24 protein-coding genes, 2 tRNA genes and 4 rRNA genes are annotated in these 24,315 nt (G+C 51.6%); 9 read left to right on the top strand and 21 right to left on the bottom strand.

All coding sequences use genetic code 11. From position 1 onward, the window contains the following. Positions 1-5: 5 nt before the first annotated feature. The 3 genes from BH712_RS20010 to BH712_RS20000 all read left to right on the top strand — a co-directional run bounded on the left by BH712_RS20010 (position 6) and on the right by BH712_RS20000 (position 4,740). The gene (locus BH712_RS20010; RefSeq protein WP_006812180.1) at positions 6-1,145 is read left to right on the top strand and encodes an efflux RND transporter periplasmic adaptor subunit; all 1,140 of its coding nucleotides are present in this window, start codon (positions 6-8) and stop codon (positions 1,143-1,145) included. An 11-nt stretch (positions 1,146-1,156) separates the two neighbouring features. After that, positions 1,157-4,270, top strand: a complete 3,114-nt coding sequence (locus tag BH712_RS20005; RefSeq protein WP_006812181.1) for an efflux RND transporter permease subunit — start codon at positions 1,157-1,159, stop codon at positions 4,268-4,270. Between the two features lie 248 nt (positions 4,271-4,518). Continuing rightward, on the top strand, positions 4,519-4,740 hold the full coding sequence (locus tag BH712_RS20000) for a lipoprotein (protein ID WP_003860364.1): 222 nt from the start codon (positions 4,519-4,521) through the stop codon (positions 4,738-4,740). Between the two features lie 347 nt (positions 4,741-5,087). Here the strand turns inward: BH712_RS20000 and rrf (BH712_RS19995) are convergent. From rrf (BH712_RS19995) to BH712_RS19970, 6 genes are all read right to left on the bottom strand, one after another. Further along, positions 5,088-5,203 (bottom strand): 5S ribosomal RNA (gene rrf / locus BH712_RS19995). Between the two features lie 43 nt (positions 5,204-5,246). Further along, positions 5,247-5,322 (bottom strand) — tRNA-Thr (locus tag BH712_RS19990). A gap of 14 nt (positions 5,323-5,336) precedes the next feature. Beyond that, positions 5,337-5,452: ribosomal RNA gene (gene rrf, locus BH712_RS19985) — 5S ribosomal RNA — on the bottom strand. Between the two features lie 71 nt (positions 5,453-5,523). Beyond that, positions 5,524-8,429 (bottom strand): 23S ribosomal RNA (locus tag BH712_RS19980). A 183-nt stretch (positions 8,430-8,612) separates the two neighbouring features. Continuing rightward, a tRNA-Glu gene (locus BH712_RS19975) sits at positions 8,613-8,688 on the bottom strand. 85 nt (positions 8,689-8,773) lie between these two features. Then, positions 8,774-10,315, bottom strand: a 16S ribosomal RNA gene (locus BH712_RS19970). Together the 16S, 23S and 5S rRNA genes with 2 tRNA genes alongside form the textbook arrangement of a ribosomal RNA operon. Positions 10,316-10,788: 473 nt before the next feature. Between BH712_RS19970 and BH712_RS19965 the strand changes: the two genes are divergently transcribed. Then, positions 10,789-11,343, top strand: coding sequence for a gamma carbonic anhydrase family protein (locus BH712_RS19965; RefSeq protein WP_003863357.1), 555 nt, complete (start codon positions 10,789-10,791; stop codon positions 11,341-11,343). On the opposite strand, the gene BH712_RS19960 is transcribed toward BH712_RS19965, so the two are convergent. From BH712_RS19960 to dprA, 6 genes are read right to left on the bottom strand one after another with little or no spacing between them, the layout of a single operon-like run. Continuing rightward, on the bottom strand, positions 11,319-11,567 hold the full coding sequence (locus tag BH712_RS19960; RefSeq protein ID WP_006812183.1) for a DUF1488 family protein: 249 nt from the start codon (positions 11,565-11,567) through the stop codon (positions 11,319-11,321). The genes BH712_RS19965 and BH712_RS19960 overlap by 25 nt on opposite strands. Further along, positions 11,564-12,382 (bottom strand): shikimate dehydrogenase, encoded by an 819-nt coding sequence (gene aroE, locus BH712_RS19955; protein ID WP_006812184.1) that lies wholly within the window; start codon positions 12,380-12,382, stop codon positions 11,564-11,566. Before aroE ends, BH712_RS19960 begins: the two co-directional genes overlap by 4 nt. 4 nt (positions 12,383-12,386) lie before the next feature. Continuing rightward, positions 12,387-12,959 carry an L-threonylcarbamoyladenylate synthase type 1 TsaC gene (tsaC, locus tag BH712_RS19950; RefSeq protein ID WP_006812185.1) on the bottom strand — a complete coding sequence of 191 codons (573 nt, stop codon included), beginning with the start codon at positions 12,957-12,959 and terminating at the stop codon, positions 12,387-12,389. Between the two features lie 4 nt (positions 12,960-12,963). Beyond that, positions 12,964-13,506 (bottom strand): DNA topoisomerase family protein, encoded by a 543-nt coding sequence (locus BH712_RS19945; RefSeq protein ID WP_006812186.1) that lies wholly within the window; start codon positions 13,504-13,506, stop codon positions 12,964-12,966. A gap of 26 nt (positions 13,507-13,532) precedes the next feature. Continuing rightward, complete coding sequence (gene smg / locus BH712_RS19940; protein ID WP_000460665.1) at positions 13,533-14,006, bottom strand: DUF494 family protein Smg; 474 nt, start codon at positions 14,004-14,006, stop codon at positions 13,533-13,535. Beyond that, complete coding sequence (dprA, locus tag BH712_RS19935) at positions 13,978-15,102, bottom strand: DNA-protecting protein DprA (protein ID WP_032674078.1); 1,125 nt, start codon at positions 15,100-15,102, stop codon at positions 13,978-13,980. The genes smg and dprA overlap by 29 nt, the downstream gene beginning before the upstream one ends. 127 nt (positions 15,103-15,229) lie before the next feature. Between dprA and def the strand changes: the two genes are divergently transcribed. From def to mscL, 5 genes are all read left to right on the top strand, one after another. Next, positions 15,230-15,739 (top strand): peptide deformylase, encoded by a 510-nt coding sequence (gene def, locus BH712_RS19930; RefSeq protein WP_006812188.1) that lies wholly within the window; start codon positions 15,230-15,232, stop codon positions 15,737-15,739. Between the two features lie 23 nt (positions 15,740-15,762). Then, complete coding sequence (gene fmt / locus BH712_RS19925; protein ID WP_006812189.1) at positions 15,763-16,710, top strand: methionyl-tRNA formyltransferase; 948 nt, start codon at positions 15,763-15,765, stop codon at positions 16,708-16,710. A 52-nt stretch (positions 16,711-16,762) separates the two neighbouring features. Next, complete coding sequence (gene rsmB, locus BH712_RS19920) at positions 16,763-18,049, top strand: 16S rRNA (cytosine(967)-C(5))-methyltransferase RsmB (RefSeq protein WP_006812190.1); 1,287 nt, start codon at positions 16,763-16,765, stop codon at positions 18,047-18,049. 22 nt (positions 18,050-18,071) lie between these two features. Next, positions 18,072-19,448, top strand: coding sequence for a Trk system potassium transporter TrkA (trkA, locus tag BH712_RS19915; protein WP_003863337.1), 1,377 nt, complete (start codon positions 18,072-18,074; stop codon positions 19,446-19,448). A gap of 146 nt (positions 19,449-19,594) precedes the next feature. Beyond that, positions 19,595-20,008: a large-conductance mechanosensitive channel protein MscL gene (gene mscL / locus BH712_RS19910; RefSeq protein ID WP_003863335.1), complete on the top strand. Its 414-nt coding sequence runs from the start codon at positions 19,595-19,597 to the stop codon at positions 20,006-20,008. On the opposite strand, the gene BH712_RS19905 is transcribed toward mscL, so the two are convergent. The 9 genes from BH712_RS19905 to rpmJ form a co-directional block, all read right to left on the bottom strand. Then, the gene (locus tag BH712_RS19905; protein ID WP_032674079.1) at positions 20,009-20,224 is read right to left on the bottom strand and encodes an alternative ribosome-rescue factor A; all 216 of its coding nucleotides are present in this window, start codon (positions 20,222-20,224) and stop codon (positions 20,009-20,011) included. It lies immediately after the preceding gene. Positions 20,225-20,281: 57 nt separating this feature from the next. Beyond that, positions 20,282-20,707: a Zn(2+)-responsive transcriptional regulator gene (zntR, locus tag BH712_RS19900; RefSeq protein WP_006812192.1), complete on the bottom strand. Its 426-nt coding sequence runs from the start codon at positions 20,705-20,707 to the stop codon at positions 20,282-20,284. Positions 20,708-20,709: 2 nt separating this feature from the next. Further along, on the bottom strand, positions 20,710-21,078 hold the full coding sequence (locus BH712_RS19895; RefSeq protein ID WP_006812193.1) for a DnaJ family domain-containing protein: 369 nt from the start codon (positions 21,076-21,078) through the stop codon (positions 20,710-20,712). A 106-nt stretch (positions 21,079-21,184) separates the two neighbouring features. Continuing rightward, complete coding sequence (gene rplQ, locus BH712_RS19890; protein WP_001216368.1) at positions 21,185-21,568, bottom strand: 50S ribosomal protein L17; 384 nt, start codon at positions 21,566-21,568, stop codon at positions 21,185-21,187. A 40-nt stretch (positions 21,569-21,608) separates the two neighbouring features. After that, positions 21,609-22,598 (bottom strand): DNA-directed RNA polymerase subunit alpha, encoded by a 990-nt coding sequence (locus tag BH712_RS19885; protein WP_002919219.1) that lies wholly within the window; start codon positions 22,596-22,598, stop codon positions 21,609-21,611. Positions 22,599-22,623: 25 nt separating this feature from the next. After that, entirely contained in the window at positions 22,624-23,244 is a 621-nt protein-coding gene (gene rpsD / locus BH712_RS19880; RefSeq protein ID WP_003863314.1) for a 30S ribosomal protein S4, read from the bottom strand. A 32-nt stretch (positions 23,245-23,276) separates the two neighbouring features. Beyond that, positions 23,277-23,666 (bottom strand): 30S ribosomal protein S11, encoded by a 390-nt coding sequence (gene rpsK / locus BH712_RS19875; RefSeq protein WP_003863312.1) that lies wholly within the window; start codon positions 23,664-23,666, stop codon positions 23,277-23,279. Positions 23,667-23,682: 16 nt separating this feature from the next. After that, positions 23,683-24,039, bottom strand: coding sequence for a 30S ribosomal protein S13 (rpsM, locus tag BH712_RS19870; RefSeq protein ID WP_003863308.1), 357 nt, complete (start codon positions 24,037-24,039; stop codon positions 23,683-23,685). Positions 24,040-24,185: 146 nt separating this feature from the next. Continuing rightward, positions 24,186-24,302, bottom strand: coding sequence for a 50S ribosomal protein L36 (gene rpmJ / locus BH712_RS19865; protein ID WP_000868187.1), 117 nt, complete (start codon positions 24,300-24,302; stop codon positions 24,186-24,188). Between the last annotated feature and the right edge of the window lie 13 nt (positions 24,303-24,315).

Raw genomic sequence — 24,315 nt, 5'->3', positions numbered from 1 at the left:
CAGTAATGACGAATCACTTCAGATGCTTACCCTTATACGGTTTCATTGTCTGTGCCGCGCTGCTCACCGGGTGCGATGGGCAAGAAAACCCACAGCAGCATGCGCAAGCTCCTCAGGTCAGTGTGCATATTGTTAAAAGTGCGCCACTGGCCGTAACGACGGAATTGCCAGGCAGAACAGATGCGTATCGTGTTGCGGAGGTTCGTCCCCAGGTAAGTGGTATCATTCTGCACCGTAATTTTACCGAAGGTAGCGACGTTAAAGCGGGTGAATCCCTTTATCAGATCGATCCGGCCACCTATCAGGCAGCCTACGACAATGCGAAAGGTGAACTGGTAAAAGCACAGGCGGCGGCAAATATCGCCCATCTGACGGTGAAACGTTACGTTCCGCTGGTGGGTACGCAATATGTGAGCAAGCAGGAGTACGATCAGGCGGTGGCAACTGCCCAGCAGGCGGATGCGAGCGTCGTTGCCGCGAAGGCTGGCGTTGAAAGCGCACGGATCAACCTGGCCTATACGAAAGTTACTTCCCCAATCAACGGGCGTATTGGTAAATCCAGCGTCACCGAAGGGGCATTAGTCACTAATGGTCAGTCAACTGCGCTGGCGACGGTTCAGCAGCTCGATCCCATTTATGTCGATGTGACGCAATCCAGCAGCGATTTTATGCGTCTGAAACAGCAGACAAGCCTGCAAAAAGGAGACACCAGCAGCGTCGAGTTGCTCATGGAAAATGGTCAGCCTTACCCGTTGAAAGGTACGCTCCAGTTCTCTGATGTCACGGTAGATGAAAGTACCGGCTCAATTACCCTTCGCGCCCTCTTCCCTAACCCACAGCATATGCTGTTACCGGGTATGTTTGTCCGTGCACGCATTGATGAAGGTACACAGCCTGATGCCATTCTTGTTCCCCAGCAGGGAGTAACCCGTACACCTCGCGGGGATGCAACCGTGCTTGTGGTAAATGAGAAAAACCAGGTGGAATCTCGCACTGTCGTTGCTCCGCAGGCGATTGGCGATCGCTGGTTGATCACGGAAGGCCTCAAAAACGGCGACCGCGTCATTATTAGCGGCCTGCAAAAAGTTCGCCCTGGCGTCACCGTCGTGGCTATTCCTGATACCGCCGCAACTCCAGCCAGTTAAGGAATAACGACATGGCTAATTTCTTTATTCAACGGCCTGTTTTCGCCTGGGTACTCGCCATCATTCTGATGATTGCGGGCGGGCTGGCCATTCTAAAACTGCCCGTCGCGCAATATCCGACCATTGCGCCCCCGGCGGTTGCGGTGACAGCAACCTACCCTGGCGCTGATGCCCAGACGGTACAGGACACCGTAACTCAGGTTATCGAACAGAACATGAACGGTATCGATAATCTGATGTATATGTCGTCTACCAGTGATTCCGCCGGTAACGTCACCATCACCCTGACGTTCGAGTCGGGTACGGATCCTGATATCGCGCAGGTGCAGGTTCAGAACAAACTCCAGCTTGCCATGCCGTTGCTGCCGCAAGAAGTGCAGCAGCAGGGGATCGGCGTGGAAAAATCCAGCAGCAGCTTCCTGCTGGTTGCTGGCTTTGTGTCGGACAATAAAAACCTCACTCAGGATGATATCTCCGACTACGTTGCTTCTAACGTAAAAGATGCAATCAGCCGTACTTCCGGCGTTGGTGATGTGCAGCTGTTCGGTGCGCAGTATGCAATGCGCATCTGGCTGGACAGCAACGCGATGAACAAATATCAGCTCACGCCGCTGGATGTTATTAATCAGCTGAAAACGCAGAACGACCAGATTGCTGCGGGTCAGTTGGGCGGAACGCCGTCCGTACCAGGGCAGCAACTGAACGCCTCAATTATTGCTCAAACGCGTCTGAAATCGCCGGAAGAATTTGGTCGTGTGACGCTGAAGGTGAATCAGGACGGTTCAATGGTCCGCCTGAAAGACGTGGCCCGCATTGAGCTGGGTGGCGAAAACTACAACATGGTCACCAAAATCAATGGCCAGGCAGCAACGGGGCTAGGGATCAAGCTGGCGACTGGCGCAAACGCGCTGGATACCGCTGCCGCCATCAAGAGTAAGCTGGCGCAATTACAGCCTTTCTTCCCTCAGGGACTGAAAGTTGTTTATCCATACGACACCACACCTTTCGTGAAGATCTCCATCCATGAAGTGGTGAAGACGCTGTTTGAAGCGATCGTTCTCGTGTTCCTGGTGATGTACCTGTTCCTGCAAAACCTGCGCGCGACCCTTATTCCGACTATCGCCGTGCCCGTGGTGTTACTGGGCACCTTTGCGGTACTGGCTGCGTTCGGCTTCTCCATTAACACCCTGACGATGTTCGGGATGGTATTAGCGATAGGTTTGCTCGTCGATGATGCCATCGTGGTGGTAGAGAACGTAGAACGCGTCATGGTGGAGGATAAGCTGCCGCCAAAAGAGGCGACGCAGAAGTCGATGGAGCAAATCCAGGGCGCTCTGGTGGGCATTGCCATGGTGCTTTCGGCGGTATTTATTCCGATGGCATTTTTTGGTGGGTCAACCGGGGCTATCTATCGCCAGTTCTCGCTGACCATTGTCTCCGCGATGGCCTTGTCCGTACTGGTGGCGTTGATATTAACGCCTGCACTTTGTGCAACGCTGCTCAAACCGGTTTCCAGCGAACACCATGAAAAGAAAGGTGGATTCTTCGGCTGGTTTAACGCGCTCTTTGATAAAAGCGTGGAGCACTACAGCAACAGCGTGAGCGGCATTTTACGTAAGACCGGGCGCTATCTGCTGGTTTACGTCATCATCGTCGGCGGCATGGCAGTATTGTTCCTGCGCCTGCCTACCTCCTTCCTGCCGGAAGAGGATCAGGGGGTGTTTATGACGATGGTTCAGCTGCCAGCAGGGGCGACGCAGATGCGTACCCAGCAGGTACTCGATCAGGTTCAGGACTATTATCTGACCAAAGAGAAAGCGAACGTTGAATCGGTCTTTACGGTAAACGGGTTTAGCTTTAGCGGACAGGGGCAGAACTCCGGTATCGCTTTCGTCAGCCTGAAGCCATGGGAAGAGCGCCCGGGTAAGGAAAACGGCGTTGGGGCAATTGTCAGCCGTGCGACGAAAGCGTTCAGCCAGATCAAAGATGGTCTTGTATTTCCGTTTAACCTGCCAGCCATTATTGAACTGGGTACCGCAACAGGCTTCGACTTTGAACTGATTGACCAGGCAAACCTGGGACATACGCAGCTAACGCAGGCGCGTAACCAACTGCTTGGTATGGTGAGGGAACACCCTGACTTACTGGTCCGCGTGCGTCCTAACGGCCTGGAAGATACGCCACAGTTCAAACTGGATGTCGACCAGGAGAAAGCACAGGCGTTAGGTGTGAGCGTGGCTGACGTCAATCAGACCATCTCAACAGCGCTGGGTGGCACCTATGTGAACGACTTTATCGATCACGGACGTGTGAAAAAAGTTTACGTCCAGGCTGATGCTCGCTTCCGTATGCTACCAGGAGACATTAACGACCTGTATGTGCGTAGCGCTAACGGCGAAATGGTGCCTTTCTCTGCCTTTAGCAGCTCTCATTGGGTGTACGGTTCACCACGTCTGGAACGTTACAATGGGATGCCATCAATGGAGATCCTCGGTGAGTCTGCGCCAGGCAAAAGTACCGGTGAGGCGATGGCGTTGATGGAAAGCCTTGCGTCAAAACTGCCGTCCGGCATCGGCTACGACTGGACGGGGATGTCTTATCAGGAACGACTTTCCGGGAATCAGGCTCCAGCGCTGTACGCCATTTCGCTAATAGTGGTGTTCCTGTGTCTGGCCGCCCTCTATGAAAGCTGGTCAATTCCCTTCTCGGTCATGCTGGTTGTGCCGCTGGGAGTGATCGGTGCGCTTCTGGCTGCATCAATGCGAGGGTTAAATAATGACGTTTTCTTCCAGGTTGGTCTGCTTACGACAATTGGTTTATCAGCCAAGAACGCCATACTGATCGTTGAGTTCGCCAAGGATCTCATGGATAAAGAAGGCAAAGGGATTATCGAAGCCACGCTTGAAGCCTCGCGTATGCGTCTGCGTCCTATCCTGATGACTTCCCTGGCATTTATCCTTGGGGTAATGCCTCTGGTCATCAGCAGCGGTGCAGGTAGTGGGGCACAAAATGCGGTCGGGACGGGCGTGATGGGCGGGATGCTGTCAGCCACTCTGTTGGCCATTTTCTTTGTTCCTGTTTTCTTTGTGGTTGTCCGGAGACGGTTTACAAAGCACAAAGATTAATGAAAATCATAAAGGCACCTCTGGTGCCTTTTTTATTTCCTGAAAACAATGTAATAAAATGCCTCCTCTCCACATTTCCTCCATTAATATTCAGCGCCCACGCTTTTTTCTCCATGATTTTTACAATCTACACAAATTGAGATTATTCCCCGTGCTTCATGGTATTAGTGCGGTGGTAAAATAATCATCAATTCGTTAATTGCCGCATCGGCTCTGTAGCGAATAAGCGATCATATTGAGGTAACATCATGAAAAGATTCCTTTCCGTTGCACTTCTCGCTGCGCTGCTTGCTGGTTGCGCGCACGACTCTCCATGTGTACCGGTATACGACGATCAGGGCCGACTGGTTCATACCAATACCTGTATGAAGGGCACTACTCAGGATAACTGGGAAACAGCAGGCGCGATAGCTGGTGGAGCCGCGGCAATCGCTGGCCTGACGCTTGGTATTGTCGCCCTGACTAAATAAGACTTTTAAAAGCGCGGCGATGGCCGCGCTTTTATTGTTGCCAAATCTACGGTACGTATATATCCCATCACCAATAGCATCAGATATTAATTAAATTCAATACGCTACCTTACTTCCCGCTATACGCCCTTATCTATACAGCCTTTGGCATAAACATTTAATTCATTTAACGCTGCGGCGAACCAGCATAATGCATTTCACAGCCTCAGCTTCAGCAGGGTAAAACGCTATAATACGTCCGTAAGGTAATAACGGTGCCAGTTAGAATATCGAATAAGGGAATGTATTTAGCTGGAGACATAACGCAAAAAGGCCATCCTTGCGGATGGCCTTTCTACTTATTTGATGTCTGGCAGTTCCCTACTCTCACATGGGGAGACCCCACACTACCATCGGCGCTACGGCGTTTCACTTCTGAGTTCGGCATGGGGTCAGGTGGGACCACCGCGCTAAAGCCGCCAGACAAATTCTTTTACTTCTTGCCGGACTTTAACCTAAGTATAAAGTGGTGCTGATACCCAGAGTCGAACTGGGGACCTCACCCTTACCAAGGGTGCGCTCTACCAACTGAGCCATATCAGCACGCTAAATTTGATGCCTGGCAGTTCCCTACTCTCACATGGGGAGACCCCACACTACCATCGGCGCTACGGCGTTTCACTTCTGAGTTCGGCATGGGGTCAGGTGGGACCACCGCGCTAAAGCCGCCAGGCAAATTCTGTTAATCTGTATCAGGCTGAAATGTGATTGTCTGTCTCTTCGCCAAAACATCTTCGGCGTTGTAAGGTTAAGCCTCACGGTTCATTAGTATCGGTTAGCTCAACGCATCGCTGCGCTTACACACCCGACCTATCAACGTCATCGTCTTTAACGTTCCTTCAGGAGACTTAAAGTCTCAGGGAGAACTCATCTCGGGGCAAGTTTCGTGCTTAGATGCTTTCAGCACTTATCTCTTCCGCATTTAGCTACCGGGCAGTGCCATTGGCATGACAACCCGAACACCAGTGATGCGTCCACTCCGGTCCTCTCGTACTAGGAGCAGCCCCCCTCAATTCTCCAGCGCCCACGGCAGATAGGGACCGAACTGTCTCACGACGTTCTAAACCCAGCTCGCGTACCACTTTAAATGGCGAACAGCCATACCCTTGGGACCTACTTCAGCCCCAGGATGTGATGAGCCGACATCGAGGTGCCAAACACCGCCGTCGATATGAACTCTTGGGCGGTATCAGCCTGTTATCCCCGGAGTACCTTTTATCCGTTGAGCGATGGCCCTTCCATTCAGAACCACCGGATCACTATGACCTGCTTTCGCACCTGCTCGCGCCGTCACGCTCGCAGTCAAGCTGGCTTATGCCATTGCACTAACCTCCTGATGTCCGACCAGGATTAGCCAACCTTCGTGCTCCTCCGTTACTCTTTGGGAGGAGACCGCCCCAGTCAAACTACCCACCAGACACTGTCCGCAACCCGGATTACGGGTCTACGTTAGAACACCAGCCATTAAAGGGTGGTATTTCAAGGGCGGCTCCACGCAGACTGGCGTCCACGCTTCAAAGCCTCCCACCTATCCTACACATCAAGGACCAGTGTTCAGTGTCAAGCTATAGTAAAGGTTCACGGGGTCTTTCCGTCTTGCCGCGGGTACACTGCATCTTCACAGCGAGTTCAATTTCACTGAGTCTCGGGTGGAGACAGCCTGGCCATCATTACGCCATTCGTGCAGGTCGGAACTTACCCGACAAGGAATTTCGCTACCTTAGGACCGTTATAGTTACGGCCGCCGTTTACCGGGGCTTCGATCAAGAGCTTCGCGTTGCCGCTAACCCCATCAATTAACCTTCCGGCACCGGGCAGGCGTCACACCGTATACGTCCACTTTCGTGTTTGCACAGTGCTGTGTTTTTAATAAACAGTTGCAGCCAGCTGGTATCTTCGACTGATTTCAGCTCCGCCCGCAGGGGCTTCACCTACATATCAGCGTGCCTTCTCCCGAAGTTACGGCACCATTTTGCCTAGTTCCTTCACCCGAGTTCTCTCAAGCGCCTTGGTATTCTCTACCTGACCACCTGTGTCGGTTTGGGGTACGATTTCGTGTTACCTGATGCTTAGAGGCTTTTCCTGGAAGCAGGGCATTTATCACTTCAGCACCGTAGTGCCTCGTCATCACACCTCAGCGTTAACAAGGTACCGGATTTACCTGGAACCTCCGCCTACATGCTTAAACCGGGACAACCGTCGCCCGGCTGACATAGCCTTCTCCGTCCCCCCTTCGCAGTAACACCAAGTACAGGAATATTAACCTGTTTCCCATCGACTACGCCTTTCGGCCTCGCCTTAGGGGTCGACTCACCCTGCCCCGATTAACGTTGGACAGGAACCCTTGGTCTTCCGGCGAGCGGGCTTTTCACCCGCTTTATCGTTACTTATGTCAGCATTCGCACTTCTGATACCTCCAGCAACCCTCACAGGCCACCTTCAACGGCTTACAGAACGCTCCCCTACCCAACAACGCATAAGCGTCGCTGCCGCAGCTTCGGTGCATGGTTTAGCCCCGTTACATCTTCCGCGCAGGCCGACTCGACCAGTGAGCTATTACGCTTTCTTTAAATGATGGCTGCTTCTAAGCCAACATCCTGGCTGTCTGTGCCTTCCCACATCGTTTCCCACTTAACCATGACTTTGGGACCTTAGCTGGCGGTCTGGGTTGTTTCCCTCTTCACGACGGACGTTAGCACCCGCCGTGTGTCTCCCGTGATAACATTCTTCGGTATTCGTAGTTTGCATCGGGTTGGTAAGCCGGGATGGCCCCCTAGCCGAAACAGTGCTCTACCCCCGAAGATGAGTTCACGAGGCGCTACCTAAATAGCTTTCGGGGAGAACCAGCTATCTCCCGGTTTGATTGGCCTTTCACCCCCAGCCACAGGTCATCCGCTAATTTTTCAACATTAGTCGGTTCGGTCCTCCAGTTAGTGTTACCCAACCTTCAACCTGCCCATGGCTAGATCACCGGGTTTCGGGTCTATACCCTGCAACTTAACGCCCAGTTAAGACTCGGTTTCCCTTCGGCTCCCCTATACGGTTAACCTTGCTACAGAATATAAGTCGCTGACCCATTATACAAAAGGTACGCAGTCACCCCATAAAGAGGCTCCCACTGCTTGTACGTACACGGTTTCAGGTTCTTTTTCACTCCCCTCGCCGGGGTTCTTTTCGCCTTTCCCTCACGGTACTGGTTCACTATCGGTCAGTCAGGAGTATTTAGCCTTGGAGGATGGTCCCCCCATATTCAGACAGGATACCACGTGTCCCGCCCTACTCTTCGAGTTCACAGCATGTGCATTTTCGTGTACGGGACTATCACCCTGTACCGTCGGACTTTCCAGACCGTTCCACTAACACACAAGCTGATTCAGACTCCGGGCTGCTCCCCGTTCGCTCGCCGCTACTGGGGGAATCTCGGTTGATTTCTTTTCCTCGGGGTACTTAGATGTTTCAGTTCCCCCGGTTCGCCTCGTTAACCTATGTATTCAGTTAACGATAGTGTGTCGAAACACACTGGGTTTCCCCATTCGGACATCGCCGGGTCAAAGGTTCATATCACCTCGCCGGCGCTTTTCGCAGATTAGCACGTCCTTCATCGCCTCTGACTGCCAGGGCATCCACCGTGTACGCTTAGTCGCTTAACCTCACAACCCGAAGATGTTTCACTTCTGATTGCGAAAATTTGAGAGACTCGAACACACCATTAAAGATGTGTCGTTTCAATTTTCAGCTTGATCCAGATTTTTAAAGAGCAAATATCTCAAACATGACTCGCAAGTCAGTTTTGAGATATGACGGCAGGTGACTTTCACTCACGAACCAGCAAGTGGCGTCCCCTAGGGGATTCGAACCCCTGTTACCGCCGTGAAAGGGCGGTGTCCTGGGCCTCTAGACGAAGGGGACGTATAAGTCTCAATCGCAAGACGCCTTGCTATTTACTTTTCATCAGACAATCTGTGTGAGCACTACAAAGGCAGGTTCTTTAAGGTAAGGAGGTGATCCAACCGCAGGTTCCCCTACGGTTACCTTGTTACGACTTCACCCCAGTCATGAATCACAAAGTGGTAAGCGCCCTCCCGAAGGTTAAGCTACCTACTTCTTTTGCAACCCACTCCCATGGTGTGACGGGCGGTGTGTACAAGGCCCGGGAACGTATTCACCGTGGCATTCTGATCCACGATTACTAGCGATTCCGACTTCATGGAGTCGAGTTGCAGACTCCAATCCGGACTACGACGCACTTTATGAGGTCCGCTTGCTCTCGCGAGGTCGCTTCTCTTTGTATGCGCCATTGTAGCACGTGTGTAGCCCTACTCGTAAGGGCCATGATGACTTGACGTCATCCCCACCTTCCTCCAGTTTATCACTGGCAGTCTCCTTTGAGTTCCCGGCCTAACCGCTGGCAACAAAGGATAAGGGTTGCGCTCGTTGCGGGACTTAACCCAACATTTCACAACACGAGCTGACGACAGCCATGCAGCACCTGTCTCAGAGTTCCCGAAGGCACCAATCCATCTCTGGAAAGTTCTCTGGATGTCAAGAGTAGGTAAGGTTCTTCGCGTTGCATCGAATTAAACCACATGCTCCACCGCTTGTGCGGGCCCCCGTCAATTCATTTGAGTTTTAACCTTGCGGCCGTACTCCCCAGGCGGTCGACTTAACGCGTTAGCTCCGGAAGCCACGCCTCAAGGGCACAACCTCCAAGTCGACATCGTTTACGGCGTGGACTACCAGGGTATCTAATCCTGTTTGCTCCCCACGCTTTCGCACCTGAGCGTCAGTCTTTGTCCAGGGGGCCGCCTTCGCCACCGGTATTCCTCCAGATCTCTACGCATTTCACCGCTACACCTGGAATTCTACCCCCCTCTACAAGACTCTAGCCTGCCAGTTTCGAATGCAGTTCCCAGGTTGAGCCCGGGGATTTCACATCCGACTTGACAGACCGCCTGCGTGCGCTTTACGCCCAGTAATTCCGATTAACGCTTGCACCCTCCGTATTACCGCGGCTGCTGGCACGGAGTTAGCCGGTGCTTCTTCTGCGGGTAACGTCAATTGCTGAGGTTATTAACCTCAACACCTTCCTCCCCGCTGAAAGTACTTTACAACCCGAAGGCCTTCTTCATACACGCGGCATGGCTGCATCAGGCTTGCGCCCATTGTGCAATATTCCCCACTGCTGCCTCCCGTAGGAGTCTGGACCGTGTCTCAGTTCCAGTGTGGCTGGTCATCCTCTCAGACCAGCTAGGGATCGTCGCCTAGGTGAGCCGTTACCCCACCTACTAGCTAATCCCATCTGGGCACATCCGATGGCAAGAGGCCCGAAGGTCCCCCTCTTTGGTCTTGCGACGTTATGCGGTATTAGCTACCGTTTCCAGTAGTTATCCCCCTCCATCAGGCAGTTTCCCAGACATTACTCACCCGTCCGCCACTCGTCAGCGAAGCAGCAAGCTGCTTCCTGTTACCGTTCGACTTGCATGTGTTAGGCCTGCCGCCAGCGTTCAATCTGAGCCATGATCAAACTCTTCAATTTAAGTTTGATGCTCGTGAATTAAACTTCGTAATGAATTACGTATGTTCACTCAGAGACTTGGTATTCATTTTTCGTCTTGCGACGTTAAGAATCCATGTCACTTTGAGTGCCCACACAGATTGTCTGATAAATTGTTAAAGAGCAGTTGCGACGCGCTTCAGCGCTCTGTCGCGAGGTGGCGTATATTACGCTTTCCTCTTTCAGAGTCAACCCTGATTTTCAGGATTTTTTCTCTTCAACCGACCGGGCTGTCTGTGAAGTGATTCACATCCGCCGTGTCGATGGAGGCGCATTATAGGGATCCCAGTTTTTAGCACAAGTATTTTTTAGATCTTTTTTTCCAACTGATGATTTTCCGTGCTTTTCGCTGAAAACCCACCCGATCCGCGCAAAAATTGACGCATTTTGCCTTGCCTCGCTCCAGGAATACGATCAAAGTCTTCTTTATAGCGCTCATCTGTATCGAGGTAGATATGTTTGCAGTATTACGTCCTTATAAAGATCTGTTCCCCCAAAAAGGCGATCGCGTGATGATCGATGCCAGCAGCGTAGTCATTGGCGATGTCCGAATGGCCGATGATGTCAGCATCTGGCCACTCGTCGCGATTAGGGGCGATGTGAACTACGTTGCAATCGGTGCTCGCACCAATATTCAGGACGGCAGCGTGCTGCATGTGACTCATAAGTCATCTTATAACCCTGAGGGCAATCCGCTCATCATTGGGGAAGATGTTACTGTCGGTCATAAAGTGATGCTCCACGGCTGCACGATCGGTAACAGGGTTCTCGTTGGGATGGGATCGATTTTGCTGGATGGCGTCATAGTAGAAGATGACGTAATGATTGGCGCAGGAAGCCTCGTTCCGCAAAACAAACGCCTGGAAAGTGGCTATCTCTATTTAGGCAGCCCGGTTAAACAGATCCGCCCCTTAAAAGAGGCGGAGATCGAAGGATTGAAATACTCAGCGAACAACTACGTTAAATGGAAGAATGATTATCTGGATCAGGATAACCAGACCCAGCCCTGATCGTCTTCCTGCTGATCGCGGATCAAATCGCTGGCTTCCTCTTCCAGATCCCAGCGATTTTCGCAAAAGACCGCTAACGGATCTGAACCACCAAAGCGCTGGAGCAGCGTTTCCCGTTTAATCGCACAGGTTAACTGCATTCCATGCACCAGCACCGGGAAACAAACCGCTTGCTTGTTCTCATCCCAGATTTCTCTGTCGGGAAAATGAATCGCCTGATTCACGCCGTCAGTTCCTGTTTCAGTTTTTCGATCACCGGTTCTACAGAGGGTAACACGCCATGCCAGAGTAACACCGCATGAGCCGCCTGTCCCACCAGCATGCCCAGACCATCAGCCAGATGTTTTGCCCCCTGTTGTTCGCACCAGGTCAGGAATGGCGTCTTCCCTTTTTGGTAAAACATGTCATAGGCGAAGATATGGGAATGAATCAGGGAGGCGGGAATCGCCGGGATTTCTCCATTAATTCCGCTGGAGGTGGCATTAATCACAAGGTCAAACTCGTGACCCGCGAGATCGTCAAGTGCTACCGCAGTTACGCTACCTGTATGTGCGAACAACGCCGCCAGCTCTTCTGCTCTGGAGAAAGTACGGTTGGTGATTGTCACCGCACAATCCAGCGAAAGAAGAGGAAGCAATACGCCGCGCGACGCGCCACCCGCACCGATCAGCAGGATCCGAAAGCCTGGTTTAATAAACGACAGTCGCTCCAGATCGCTGAGTAAACCAATACCATCGGTGTTATCGCCCAGAAGGCGACCATCTTCAAGCCGCTTAAGTGTATTGACGGCACCAGCGAGCGACGCACGCTCGGTCAGTTCATCCGCATACCCAAAAGCCTCTTCTTTAAAAGGCACCGTGACGTTCGCACCTTTACCACCCGCATCAAAAAAGCTATTCAGCGTCGGTATAAATGCATCAACAGGCGCAAGAACCCGACCATACGGGTGATCTATCTGCAATTGCTCTGCAAATAGCTGATGGATCAAAGGCGACTTGCTGTGCGCGATCGGGTTACCAAAAACAGCATAGGTTTCCATAACATTATCCCTGGCGAAAACGTTCGCCGGTCAAAGCATCGCGAATTTCTGACGGGTTAAGACGCCCCCCGGTTTCACCCACGGCTACCGGAAAATCATTTCCGAACTGCGCCAGAACTTCTTCGGTTGTCCGACAAGGGGGAAGCCCGGTCAGGTTGGCGCTGGTTGAAACCAGGGGTTTACCAAATGCCTGGCATAACTCCACCACCAGCGGATGGTCGGTGACACGTACCGCGAGTGAATCGAAACGCCCGGTTAACCAGCGCGGCGTTGTCGGTTGTGCCGGGAAAACAAACGTCACGGGACCTGGCCACGCAGAGAAAATGGTTTCCCGCTGTGCAGGTGTCAGCATGGAATCATCAATATAAGGCTTAAGCTGCTCGTAGCTCGCAGCAATCAAAATCAATCCCTTTTCGACAGGTCGCTGTTTTAGCGCCAACAGACGGTTAACGGCGACTTCGCTGTCAGGATCGCACCCGACCCCGAAAACAGCTTCTGTTGGATAGGCGATGACTTCTTCTTTTTTCAGGGTTTCCACCGCCTGCGCGATGGAGCCTGATGGCAGGTTATTATTCACTGATTTAATCCGCCGAAACCGGCTTTCCACATTGTTTACTGGCGCAAAAGCGTTTCAAGCCTTGCGCGGTTTTCTTTTCTATAAGTAACGGATAATCGCAATGAGGGCAGACGCCCGCTACTGGCTTGAAATTGATAACGAACTGGCATTCAGGATAGCGATCGCACGAATGGAAGGTCTTGCCATAACGAGAGCGGCGCTGCACCAGTTGACCACGCTGACACTGAGGGCAGGCAATTGCCGTTTCATCTGGCTTGTCAATTTGTTCCGTATGCTCACATTCCGGATAGCGGCTGCATCCGATAAACATCCCGAAACGTCCCTGACGCAGTGCCAGTTCACCGCCACAGAAGGGACAAAGCTGTCCCTCCAGAATTTTGACGATATGTCCGTCCGCCTGGCTTTTCAGGGGACGGACATAATCACATTCCGGATAGTGTGAACAACCGAGAAACGGACCGTGTTTCCCGGACCGAATGACAAGTTCAGCCCCACACTGTGGGCAGGGCTCGTTTTTATGCACCGTAAAGAGTGCTGATTTGGCCATAACAACTCTTGTTGCTGCACATAGAATTAATGCAGCATACCTTCATTCACTTCAAAGAGTAATTCTTCCATTTGCTGATAGGCATTTTCACAGCCCGGAATGTTGAACAGAACCATCAGGATCACCCATTTCAGATCCTCCAGTTCAAACTCAGCAGTATCCAGCGCCATGACGCGCTCTATCACCATCTCTCTCGTTTCGAGGTTTAGCACCTGAATCTGCTCGAGGAATAAAATGAATCCCCGGCAGCTGGCATCCAGCCTTTCACACTCTTCAGCTGTATAGATGCGCACTGACAATGGGTCAGAAGCAAGCTGCATCGGTTCGGCGAGGCCGTCCTGATAATCAGCCAACTTATCCAGCCACATCAACGCATTATAGATATCTTCCCGCTCAAAACCTGCGTCGGTCAGATCCCGTGTTAATTTGTCCTGATCCACCTGCATTTCTGCTTCGTTGTGGATGTAAGTCTCAAACAAATACATCAGTACGTCGAACATGGCATGCCCTCCTTAATCGGACATAGCCGCCGGGTACAGCTGCGATCCACCCTGCTAACTCCAGTTCGAGTAGCTGTGCTACCGTTACTGGCACAGGTTGGCCGGCACGTTCAGCGACAACGTCAACAGGTGTTACCTCATCTCCTACGTTAGCCAGGAGCTTGGGAAATGGCAATGCTACTGCCTCCTGATCCGATGAAATATGTCGCTTTTGGCGATCATCCTGCAACCAATGCAATCCATACTGCAAATTTTCCAGGATATCCTCTTTACAGGTCACCAGCGTCGCCCCCTGTTTTATCAGCCAGTGAGGACCTTCGCAGCCAGGGTTCCCCAACGGGCCGGGCAGCGCAAAAACTTCACGCCCCTGCTCCAGCGCGCACCTTGCGGTAACCAGCGATCCACTCCGAATGGCAGCTTCAACCACCAGCACGCCCTGGCTTAATCCGCTGATGATCCGGTTACGCCGTGGAAAGTTACCCGGTCTGGGCGGTGATGAGAGTGAAAACTCAGACACTATCGCTCCCTCTGAAGCGATAAGTTGCTCAGCCAGAATGTGATGACGACGCGGGTAGATACTAAAAAGACCATTGCCAAGCACAGCAACGCTTCGCCCTTTTGCTGACAGCGCCGCATGATGAGCCACGCCATCGATGCCGCAAGCCAGGCCACTGGTGATCGTGAAGCCACATTGGGACAACTGTTCACTCAGCATTTTCCCCCAACGCTCGCCGTACCACGAGGGCGCACGGCTGCCCACAACCGCAAGCTGCATGCTATTAAGTACGTCAACGCGGCCTCGCACAAATAGCGCCCCGGGAAAATCAGGAATAGTACGCAATAATGGCGGAAAGCGAGGATCATCAGCCGTGATTAGATGGTTGTCCGTGTGTTCCAGCCATTCCAGACTTCGTTCAAGCTCACTCTCCCGGAATGAGAAAAACTTTACGGCATGTTTGGCCGAAAGACCTGCCTCTTTGACAGCTTCAGCATCAACGGTCGCCTGGCGAAGCAACCGCTGAGCGGTGTCCAGCATCGCATCACCGTATAACGATCCGATGTTTATAAGCCGTAACCATATCTCTGTGGGCGTCATCCTTTTCCCTGCCATAAGCAGCCTCAGCAATCTTTGCGATTGGTCACTGATGCTGTCAATCGACCGGGGATTTGTCTAGAATAGAAGTAATATTCTTATCAACTCCTGAACACGACTCTGGAAATTTATGGCAGTTTTGCAAGTGTTACATATTCCTGACGAGCGCCTTCGCATCGTCGCGGAACCGGTTAAAGAAGTGAATGCAGAAATTCAGCGTATCGTCGATGATATGTTCGATACCATGTACGCTGAAGAAGGCATTGGCCTTGCCGCGACTCAGGTAGACATTCACAAACGTATTATTGTTATCGACGTTTCTGAAAATCGCGATGAGCGTCTGGTACTGATCAACCCTGAGCTGCTGGAAAAAAGTGGCGAAACGGGTATTGAGGAAGGCTGTCTGTCTATCCCTGAACAGCGCGCTTTGGTGCCACGTGCCGAAAAAGTTAAAATCCGTGCACTGGATCGTGACGGCAATCCGTTTGAGCTGGAAGCCGACGATCTGCTGGCAATCTGCATTCAACATGAGATGGATCACCTGGTCGGTAAACTGTTTATCGATTACCTCTCACCGCTGAAGCAACAGCGTATTCGTCAGAAAGTTGAGAAACTGGATCGTTTGCGTTCTCGCGCTTAACGCCCCCGGATACAAGGAATAACGTGTCTACATCACTACGTATAATCTTCGCGGGTACCCCTGATTTTGCAGCGCGTCATCTTGACGCGCTGTTATCGTCTGGTCATCAAATTGTTGGCGTATTTACTCAGCCGGACCGTCCGGCTGGCCGCGGTAAAAAACTGATGCCAGGCCCGGTTAAAGTGCTGGCAGAAACGCATGGTTTACCGGTATTCCAGCCTGCGTCTTTGCGACCTCAGGAAAACCAGCAGTTAGTGGCAGACCTGAACGCCGACGTGATGGTAGTTGTGGCTTACGGCCTCATTCTGCCGAAAGCGGTACTCGATATGCCCCGCCTGGGCTGCATTAATGTCCATGGTTCCTTGCTCCCACGCTGGCGTGGTGCTGCCCCTATTCAGCGCGCTCTGTGGGCAGGCGATGCTGAAACTGGCGTGACAATCATGAAGATGGACGTAGGTTTAGACACGGGCGACATGCTGTATAAACTGTCGTGCCCCATTACCTCAGAAGATACCAGCGCCACGCTGTATGACAAGCTGGCGGATCTCGGCCCGCAGGGGCTGATCGAAACGTTGCAACAGCTTGCTGACAATACAGCGAAACCCGAAGTTCAGGATGAGGCGCACGTGACCTATGCTGAAAAATTGAGTAAAGAAGAAGCCCGGATCGACTGGTCTCTGTCCGCAGCTCAACTCGAACGCTGCATCCGCGCCTTTAACCCATGGCCAATGAGCTGGTTGATGATTGACGAGCAGCCAGTGAAAGTCTGGAAAGCTTCAGTTATTAACGGCAATACATCGGCAGAGCCCAGTACGATTATCGACGCCAGCAAAAACGGTATCCAGGTTGCGACCGGAGAAGGGATTTTGAATCTTGAATCGCTGCAACCGGCCGGTAAAAAGGCGATGAGCGCGCAGGATCTATTAAATTCCCGTCGTGAATGGTTCATCCCTGGCAATCGCCTTGCCTGAACAAATTTACTCTTAAGGCCCGGTGTTTCCGGGCATTTTTATTTTTACGGTTATGAAAAGACAAAATCTACGCACTATGGCGGCTCAGGCCGTTGAGCAGGTTATCGAGCAGGGCCAGTCATTGAGTAATGTCCTGCCTCCACTGCAACAAAAGGTTTCCGATAAAGACAAAGCCCTGCTTCAGGAGCTGTGCTTTGGCGTGCTGCGCACCCTCTCTCAGCTTGAGTGGTTAATCAACAAGCTGATGTCACGCCCGATGAGCGGCAAGCAGCGTACCGTACATTATTTGATCATGGTCGGTTTCTACCAGCTTCTTCATACCCGCATTCCACCTCATGCTGCACTGGCTGAAACAGTGGAAGGTGCCGTAGCGATTAAACGTCCTCAGCTGAAAGGGTTGATCAACGGCGTACTTCGTCAGTTCCAGCGTCAGCAGGACGAACTGCTGGCAGAATTTGCGCAAAGCGAAGCGCGCTTCCTGCACCCTGAATGGCTGCTGAATCGCCTTAAAAAAGCCTACCCACAGCAATGGAAAGACATTGCTGACGCCAATAACCAGCGTCCACCGATGTGGGTACGCGTCAATCGTAATCATCATACACGCGACGCATGGCTGGCCCTGCTGGAAGAGGCAGGAATGGGCGGCTTCACACATGCTGCTTATCCTGATGCGGTTCGTTTAGCCTCCGCGGCACCAGTACATGCTCTACCCGGCTTTGAAGAAGGCTGGGTAACGGTACAGGATGCATCCGCTCAGGGCTGCATGACCTGGCTTGAACCGAAGGACGGGGAGCAGATCCTCGATCTCTGTGCCGCGCCAGGGGGTAAAACAACGCACATTCTGGAAGTGGCACCGCGGGCCAACGTGATGGCCGTGGATGTTGATGAGCAGCGCCTTTCACGCGTCTATGACAACCTTAAGCGTCTGGGTATGAAAGCACAGGTTAAGCAAGGCGATGGCCGCACACCCGCAGACTGGTGTGGTGATACCCGGTTCGATCGTATTTTGCTGGACGCCCCCTGCTCTGCAACCGGCGTGATTCGCCGTCATCCCGATATAAAATGGCTGCGTCGCGATCGTGATATCAAGGAGCTTGCCCAGTTGCAATCCGAAATTCTGGATGCCATCTGGCCACATCTCAAACCCGGCGGAACCCTGGTGTATGCAACCTGCTCTGTTCTCCCGGAAGAGAACAGTCAGCAAATTGCGGCTTTCCTGAAACGCACCCCGGACGCTACGCTGCACGATACGGGGACGCCTGAGCACCCGGGTCTGCAAAATCTGCCGGGCGCTGAAGAGGGTGATGGCTTCTTTTACGCTAAGCTAATCAAAAAGTGATGTAGAGAACAGGTCACGAAAGATGAAAATTATCATTCTGGGTGCAGGGCAAGTTGGCGGAACGCTGGCGGAAAATCTCGTGGGCGAAAACAACGATATCACCATTGTGGATACCAATGGCGATCGCCTGCGCGTTTTGCAGGACAAGTTTGATCTTCGTGTTGTGCAGGGGCACGGCTCTCATCCCCGAGTGCTTCGGGAGGCGGGCGCGGACGATGCCGATATGCTGGTTGCAGTAACCAGTTCTGATGAAACCAACATGGTTGCATGTCAGGTGGCCTACTCGCTATTCAACACCCCGAACCGCATCGCCCGCATTCGCTCCCCAGACTATGTCCGGGATGCGGAGAAGCTGTTTAATTCCGAAGCGGTACCCATCGACCATCTTATTGCGCCAGAACAGCTGGTTATCGACAGTATTTATCGTCTGATTGAGTATCCGGGCGCGTTGCAGGTTGTGAACTTTGCTGAAGGAAAAGTAAGCCTGGCGGTCGTGAAGGCCTATTACGGCGGCCCGCTGATTGGTAATGCCCTGTCGACAATGCGCGAGCATATGCCACATATTGATACGCGTGTTGCGGCGATTTTCCGTCACGACAGGCCTATCCGTCCGCAAGGTTCCACCATTGTCGAAGCCGGAGATGAAGTCTTCTTTATTGCGGCTTCCCAGCATATCCGTGCGGTGATGAGTGAGCTACAGCGTCTCGAAAAACCGTATAAACGTATTATGCTGGTCGGCGGTGGTAATATTGGTGCAGGCCTGGCGAGACGACTGGAAAAAGACTACAGCGTGAAGCTGATCGAACGAGATCAGCAGCGCGCGTCGGAGCTGGCTGAAAAACTACAGAACACCATTGTGTTCTATGGGGATGCTTCGGATCAGGAATTACTGGCCGAAGAGCATATCGATCAGGTCGATCTTTTTATTGCCGTCACCAACGACGACGAAGCGAATATTATGTCCGCTATGCTCGCTAAGCGTATGGGGGCGAAAAAAGTGATGGTGCTTATCCAGCGTAAGGCTTATGTCGACCTGGTACAGGGAAGCGTAATTGATATTGCTATTTCACCCCAGCAAGCCACCATCTCTGCCCTGCTAAGCCACGTGCGTAAAGCGGATATTGTCGGCGTGTCATCTCTTCGTCGTGGAGTTGCTGAAGCCATTGAAGCCGTCGCTCACGGGGATGAAACGACGTCGCGCGTTGTGGGTCGCGCGATCGATGAAATTAAACTTCCACCTGGCACCATTATCGGCGCCGTAGTGCGAGGTAATGATGTTATGATCGCCAATGATAATTTACGTATCGAGCAGGGTGACCACGTTATTATGTTCCTGACCGATAAAAAATTTATTACCGACGTCGAGCGTTTATTCCAGCCAAGCCCGTTCTTCCTGTAATGATTTGGGTGCTCAGACGAGAGCACCCAAATATTAACCTTCTAATTTTCATGCCTTTTATTTTTCATAACGATTATTTATCCCCAATGGCAATTAGCTAATCATTTGTTAAACTTATAGGCGTCAGCTGGCACAAGGAGAACATAATGAGTTTTATTAAAGAATTTCGCGAATTTGCGATGCGCGGGAATGTAGTGGATTTGGCTGTGGGTGTCATTATTGGTGCGGCGTTCGGTAAGATCGTTTCATCATTAGTTGCCGACATTATTATGCCGCCGTTAGGACTGTTGATCGGAGGCATTGATTTCAAACAATTCGCCTTCACCCTTCGGGAAGCTCAGGGTGATATCCCTGCGGTTGTAATGCACTATGGCGTATTCATTCAGAACGTATTTGATTTCGTGATTGTGGCATTTGCCATTTTCATGGCGATCAAACTCATCAACAGACTTAACCGTAAAAAAGAAGAACCGGCTGCTGCCCCGCCAGCACCAACTAAAGAAGAAGTCTTACTGACTGAAATTCGCGATCTGTTAAAAGAGCAGAATAATCGCGTTTAATCAGGCGACAGAAACAGAAAGGCCAGTGGTAAAAAAGCGATTAGCTTGCTTGCCACTGGCCTCCCAGTTACCCCGTTGTGCATGTTTACCTTTACGCAAATAACTTCCTTTTCCTTTTTTGTTCTTCTCAATGCGTTGTCTGAAAAGTGGATCGTGAAGCAATGCCACAATGGCGTTATCCTTAATTTGTCCTTTAGTATGCTGATAGCGGCTCATCATTTCTCCTGAGCATAGTTAATGTCGGCGGGAGTCTAGTCCCTGGCTGATAAAAAATCAACAGCCCTGAGTTTCACTACTGGCGCCCTGTTCAAGTGCTTCCAGTATTGAGCAATAAACGCTGCTATGAGCGGTACCACAGCACGCGTCATTTAACCTTTGCAGAGATCGCTGCATGGTCTGAAGCTCATGAATTCGCGCTTCAACTTCATCCAGCCGGGCCTGAACGATGCTTTTAGATTCCTGACACGTATGGTGTTCAGGATCGATACGGATCGACAGCAGTTCACGGATCGACTCCAGCGTGAAGCCGAGCTGCCGGGCATAGCGGATAAAACGGAGCCGTTGCAGGTCGTTATCCGTATAAAGGCGAAATCCGCCTTCCGTTCTGACCTCATGATCGATCATCTGCTGCTTTTCGTAGTAGCGGATAGTATCCGGCGTTACGTTAGCAAGTTTCGCAAGTTCACCTATGCGGTACATGGCTACTCCTCGTTTATTTTTTGCATTAACCTTTCACTATACTCACCATGCAAAAAGTCAGTTTTCATTCCCGTCTGGCGAAGTTTTAGTTCGATGAGTGCTAACCGACGACTGATTTCAGAGAACCGCGGGTCGTCCTTATGAATACCTTTAAGCAGATCGGCAAGCTCTACGGCTTCATTACGTTGCTGAAGTTCAGGGGGTAAACATCCTGCGTTTTTCAATAATCGATAACCGGCCCGTAATTCAGGTGGAACATGTGAATCATCATCCAGCACCAGCGGCTCACCGCTACCGGGAAGATTATCGAACTCACCTTTGTTTAGGGCATCACAAATATGGCGTTCAGCCCACTGATCGAGCAACCACATAATGAACTCCAGGGGTGAGCAGAAAAGATACAGCCATTGTAGATAAGTGGAGATTCTGCGGATATAAAAAAACCCGCCGAGGCGGGTTTTTTTACGTTACTACAGATTACTCTGCAGCAGCTTCTGCTTTCTCTGAACGATCAACCAGCTCGATGTAAGCCATCGGCGCGTTGTCGCCTGCACGGAAGCCACACTTCAGAATGCGAGTGTAACCACCGGCACGGCTCGCGAAACGCGGGCCCAGTTCGTTAAACAGTTTTGCCACGATCTCGTTATCACGAGTACGGGCGAATGCCAGACGACGATTAGCAACGCTGTCAGTCTTGGCAAGAGTAATCAGCGGCTCAACTACGCGACGCAGCTCTTTCGCTTTAGGCAGGGTCGTCTTGATGATTTCATGACGAACCAGTGAACCTGCCATGTTGCGGAACATAGCCTGGCGATGGCTGCTGTTGCGGTTCAGTTGACGACCACTCTTACGATGGCGCATGACCTTATCCTTCTCAGTAAAACCTTAACCTGTGATCCGGTTACTCGTCAGCAATGCTTGCCGGTGGCCAGTTTTCCAGGCGCATGCCCAGAGACAGACCACGTGAAGCCAGCACGTCTTTAATCTCGGTAAGAGATTTTTTACCCAGGTTCGGCGTTTTCAGCAACTCAACCTCGGTACGCTGTACCAGATCACCGATATAGTGGATAGCTTCTGCCTTGAGGCAGTTAGCAGAGCGGACAGTCAATTCCAGATCGTCAACAGGGCGCAGCAGGATCGGATCGAATTCTGGTTTCTCTTCTTTCACTTCCGGCTGACGTACATCACGTAAGTCAACGAAAGCTTCCAGTTGTTCTGCCAGGATGGTTGCCGCACGACGAATCGCCTCTTCAGGATCGATTGTGCCATTGGTTTCCATTTCGATGACCAGCTTGTCCAGGTCGGTACGCTGTTCTACACGCGCTGCTTCAACATTGTAGGCAATACGCTCTACAGGGCTGTAACATGCGTCGACCAGCAGACGGCCGATTGGGCGCTCATCTTCTTCCGAATGAATTCGGGCAGAAGCCGGCACATAACCACGACCGCGCTGAACTTTGATACGCATGCTAATAGCTGCGTTCTCATCGGTCAGGTGGCAGATCACGTGCTGCGGCTTGACGATTTCAACATCACCGTCGTGGGTGATGTCGGCTGCAGTCACAGGGCCAATGCCAGATTTATTCAGAGTAAGAATAACTTCATCTTTACCCTGAACTCTCACCGCCAGCCCTTTCAGGTTGAGCAGGATTTCAAGGATATCTTCCTGAACGCCTTCTTTGGTGCTGTACTCATGAAGTACACCATCAATCTCAACCTCGGTCACCGCGCAACCCGGCATCGATGAGAGCAGAATACGGCGCAGTGCGTTACCCAGAGTATGGCCAAAGCCACGCTCTAAAGGCTCAAGGGTCACCTTGGCGTGCGTCGAACTCACTTGCTCGATATCTACCAGGCGCGGTTTTAGAAACTCTGTCACAGAACCCTGCATTGTGTCCTCTCTTTGGTACTAAGCTTTACTTGGAGTAAAGCTCGACGATCAGGTGTTCGTTAATGTCCGCAGACAGATCAGAACGTTCTGGCTGACGCTTGAACGTACCTTCCATCTTGCCAGCATCAACTTCCAGCCAGGTTGGCTTTTCACGCTGCTCAGCCAGCTCCAGAGCGGCTTTCACGCGAGATTGCTTTTTCGCTTTCTCACGAATGCTAACAACGTCATTCGCTTTAACCTGATAAGAAGCGATGTTAACAACACGACCGTTTACCATGATTGCTTTATGGCTAACCAGCTGGCGTGATTCAGCACGAGTCGCGCCGAAGCCCATACGGTATACAACGTTGTCCAGACGACCTTCCAGCAGAGCCAGCAGGTTTTCACCTGTGTTGCCTTTCAGACGTGCTGCTTCTTTATAGTAGTTACGGAACTGACGCTCCAGCACACCGTAGATACGGCGAACTTTTTGCTTTTCACGCAACTGCACACCATAGTCAGACAGACGCGGTTTACGCGCACCGTGCTGGCCAGGAGCTTGTTCAATTTTACACTTGGTATCGATCGCGCGAACGCCAGACTTAAGGAATAAGTCGGTGCCCTCACGACGGCTCAGCTTGAGCTTAGGACCCAAATATCTTGCCATTTTCTATCTCCAACTAACCTAAAAAACGAGCGTTATACGCGACGTTTTTTCGGCGGACGACAACCGTTATGAGGGATCGGAGTCACATCAGTAATATTCGTGATGCGGAAACCAGCGGCGTTCAGAGCGCGAACAGTAGATTCACGACCCGGACCCGGACCTTTAACCATAACTTCCAGATTCTTGATGCCGTATTCTTTTACGGCTTCAGCGCAACGCTCTGCTGCAACCTGAGCTGCGAACGGAGTGGATTTGCGAGAACCACGGAAACCGGAACCACCGGCTGTTGCCCAACCCAATGCGTTACCCTGACGATCAGTAATAGTAACGATGGTGTTGTTGAAAGAAGCATGGATATGAGCCACGCCGTCAGAGACTTGTTTTCTTACACGTTTACGTGCACGAACTGGTGCCTTTGCCATTATTCAATCACCCCGATTATTTCTTGATCGGTTTGCGCGGACCCTTACGGGTACGTGCGTTGGTCTTAGTACGCTGACCGCGCACTGGCAGACCACGACGATGACGCAAACCGCGATAGCAACCAAGATCCATCAGGCGCTTGATGCTCATGCTGATTTCACGGCGCAGATCACCTTCAACGACAAATTTGGCAACTTCGTCACGCAGCGTGTCGATTTGTTCTTCAGACAGCTCACTGATCTTAACATCTTCAGCGATACCCGCTGCAGCCAGAATGGCTTTAGAACGGGTCTTGCCGACGCCGTAGATCGAAGTTAATGCGATCACAGCATGTTTCTGATCAGGAATGTTAATGCCTGCTATACGGGCCACTATGCACTCCTACTATTTAATATGTACGCACCATGCTGAAAAGCCCGTTTTCAGGATACTCAAATGGAAACGTACAGACATACAAAAGATTGGCTGGCTAATCTAGCCAGCTCAACCCAACTTTGCAAGAAAAATATGCGAAATAATCAGCCTTGGCGCTGTTTATGCTTCGGCTCGGCACTGCAAATCACACGGATGACACCATCACGCTTAACGATTTTGCAGTTACGGCATAATTTCTTGACGGAAGCACGAACTTTCATTTTTACTCTCCGT

The sequence above is a fragment of the Enterobacter hormaechei ATCC 49162 genome (assembly GCF_001875655.1).
GTDB lineage: Bacteria > Pseudomonadota > Gammaproteobacteria > Enterobacterales > Enterobacteriaceae > Enterobacter > Enterobacter hormaechei.
The sequence above is the reverse complement of the archived record's forward strand: the minus strand, read 5'-3'. Positions and strand labels throughout refer to the sequence as shown.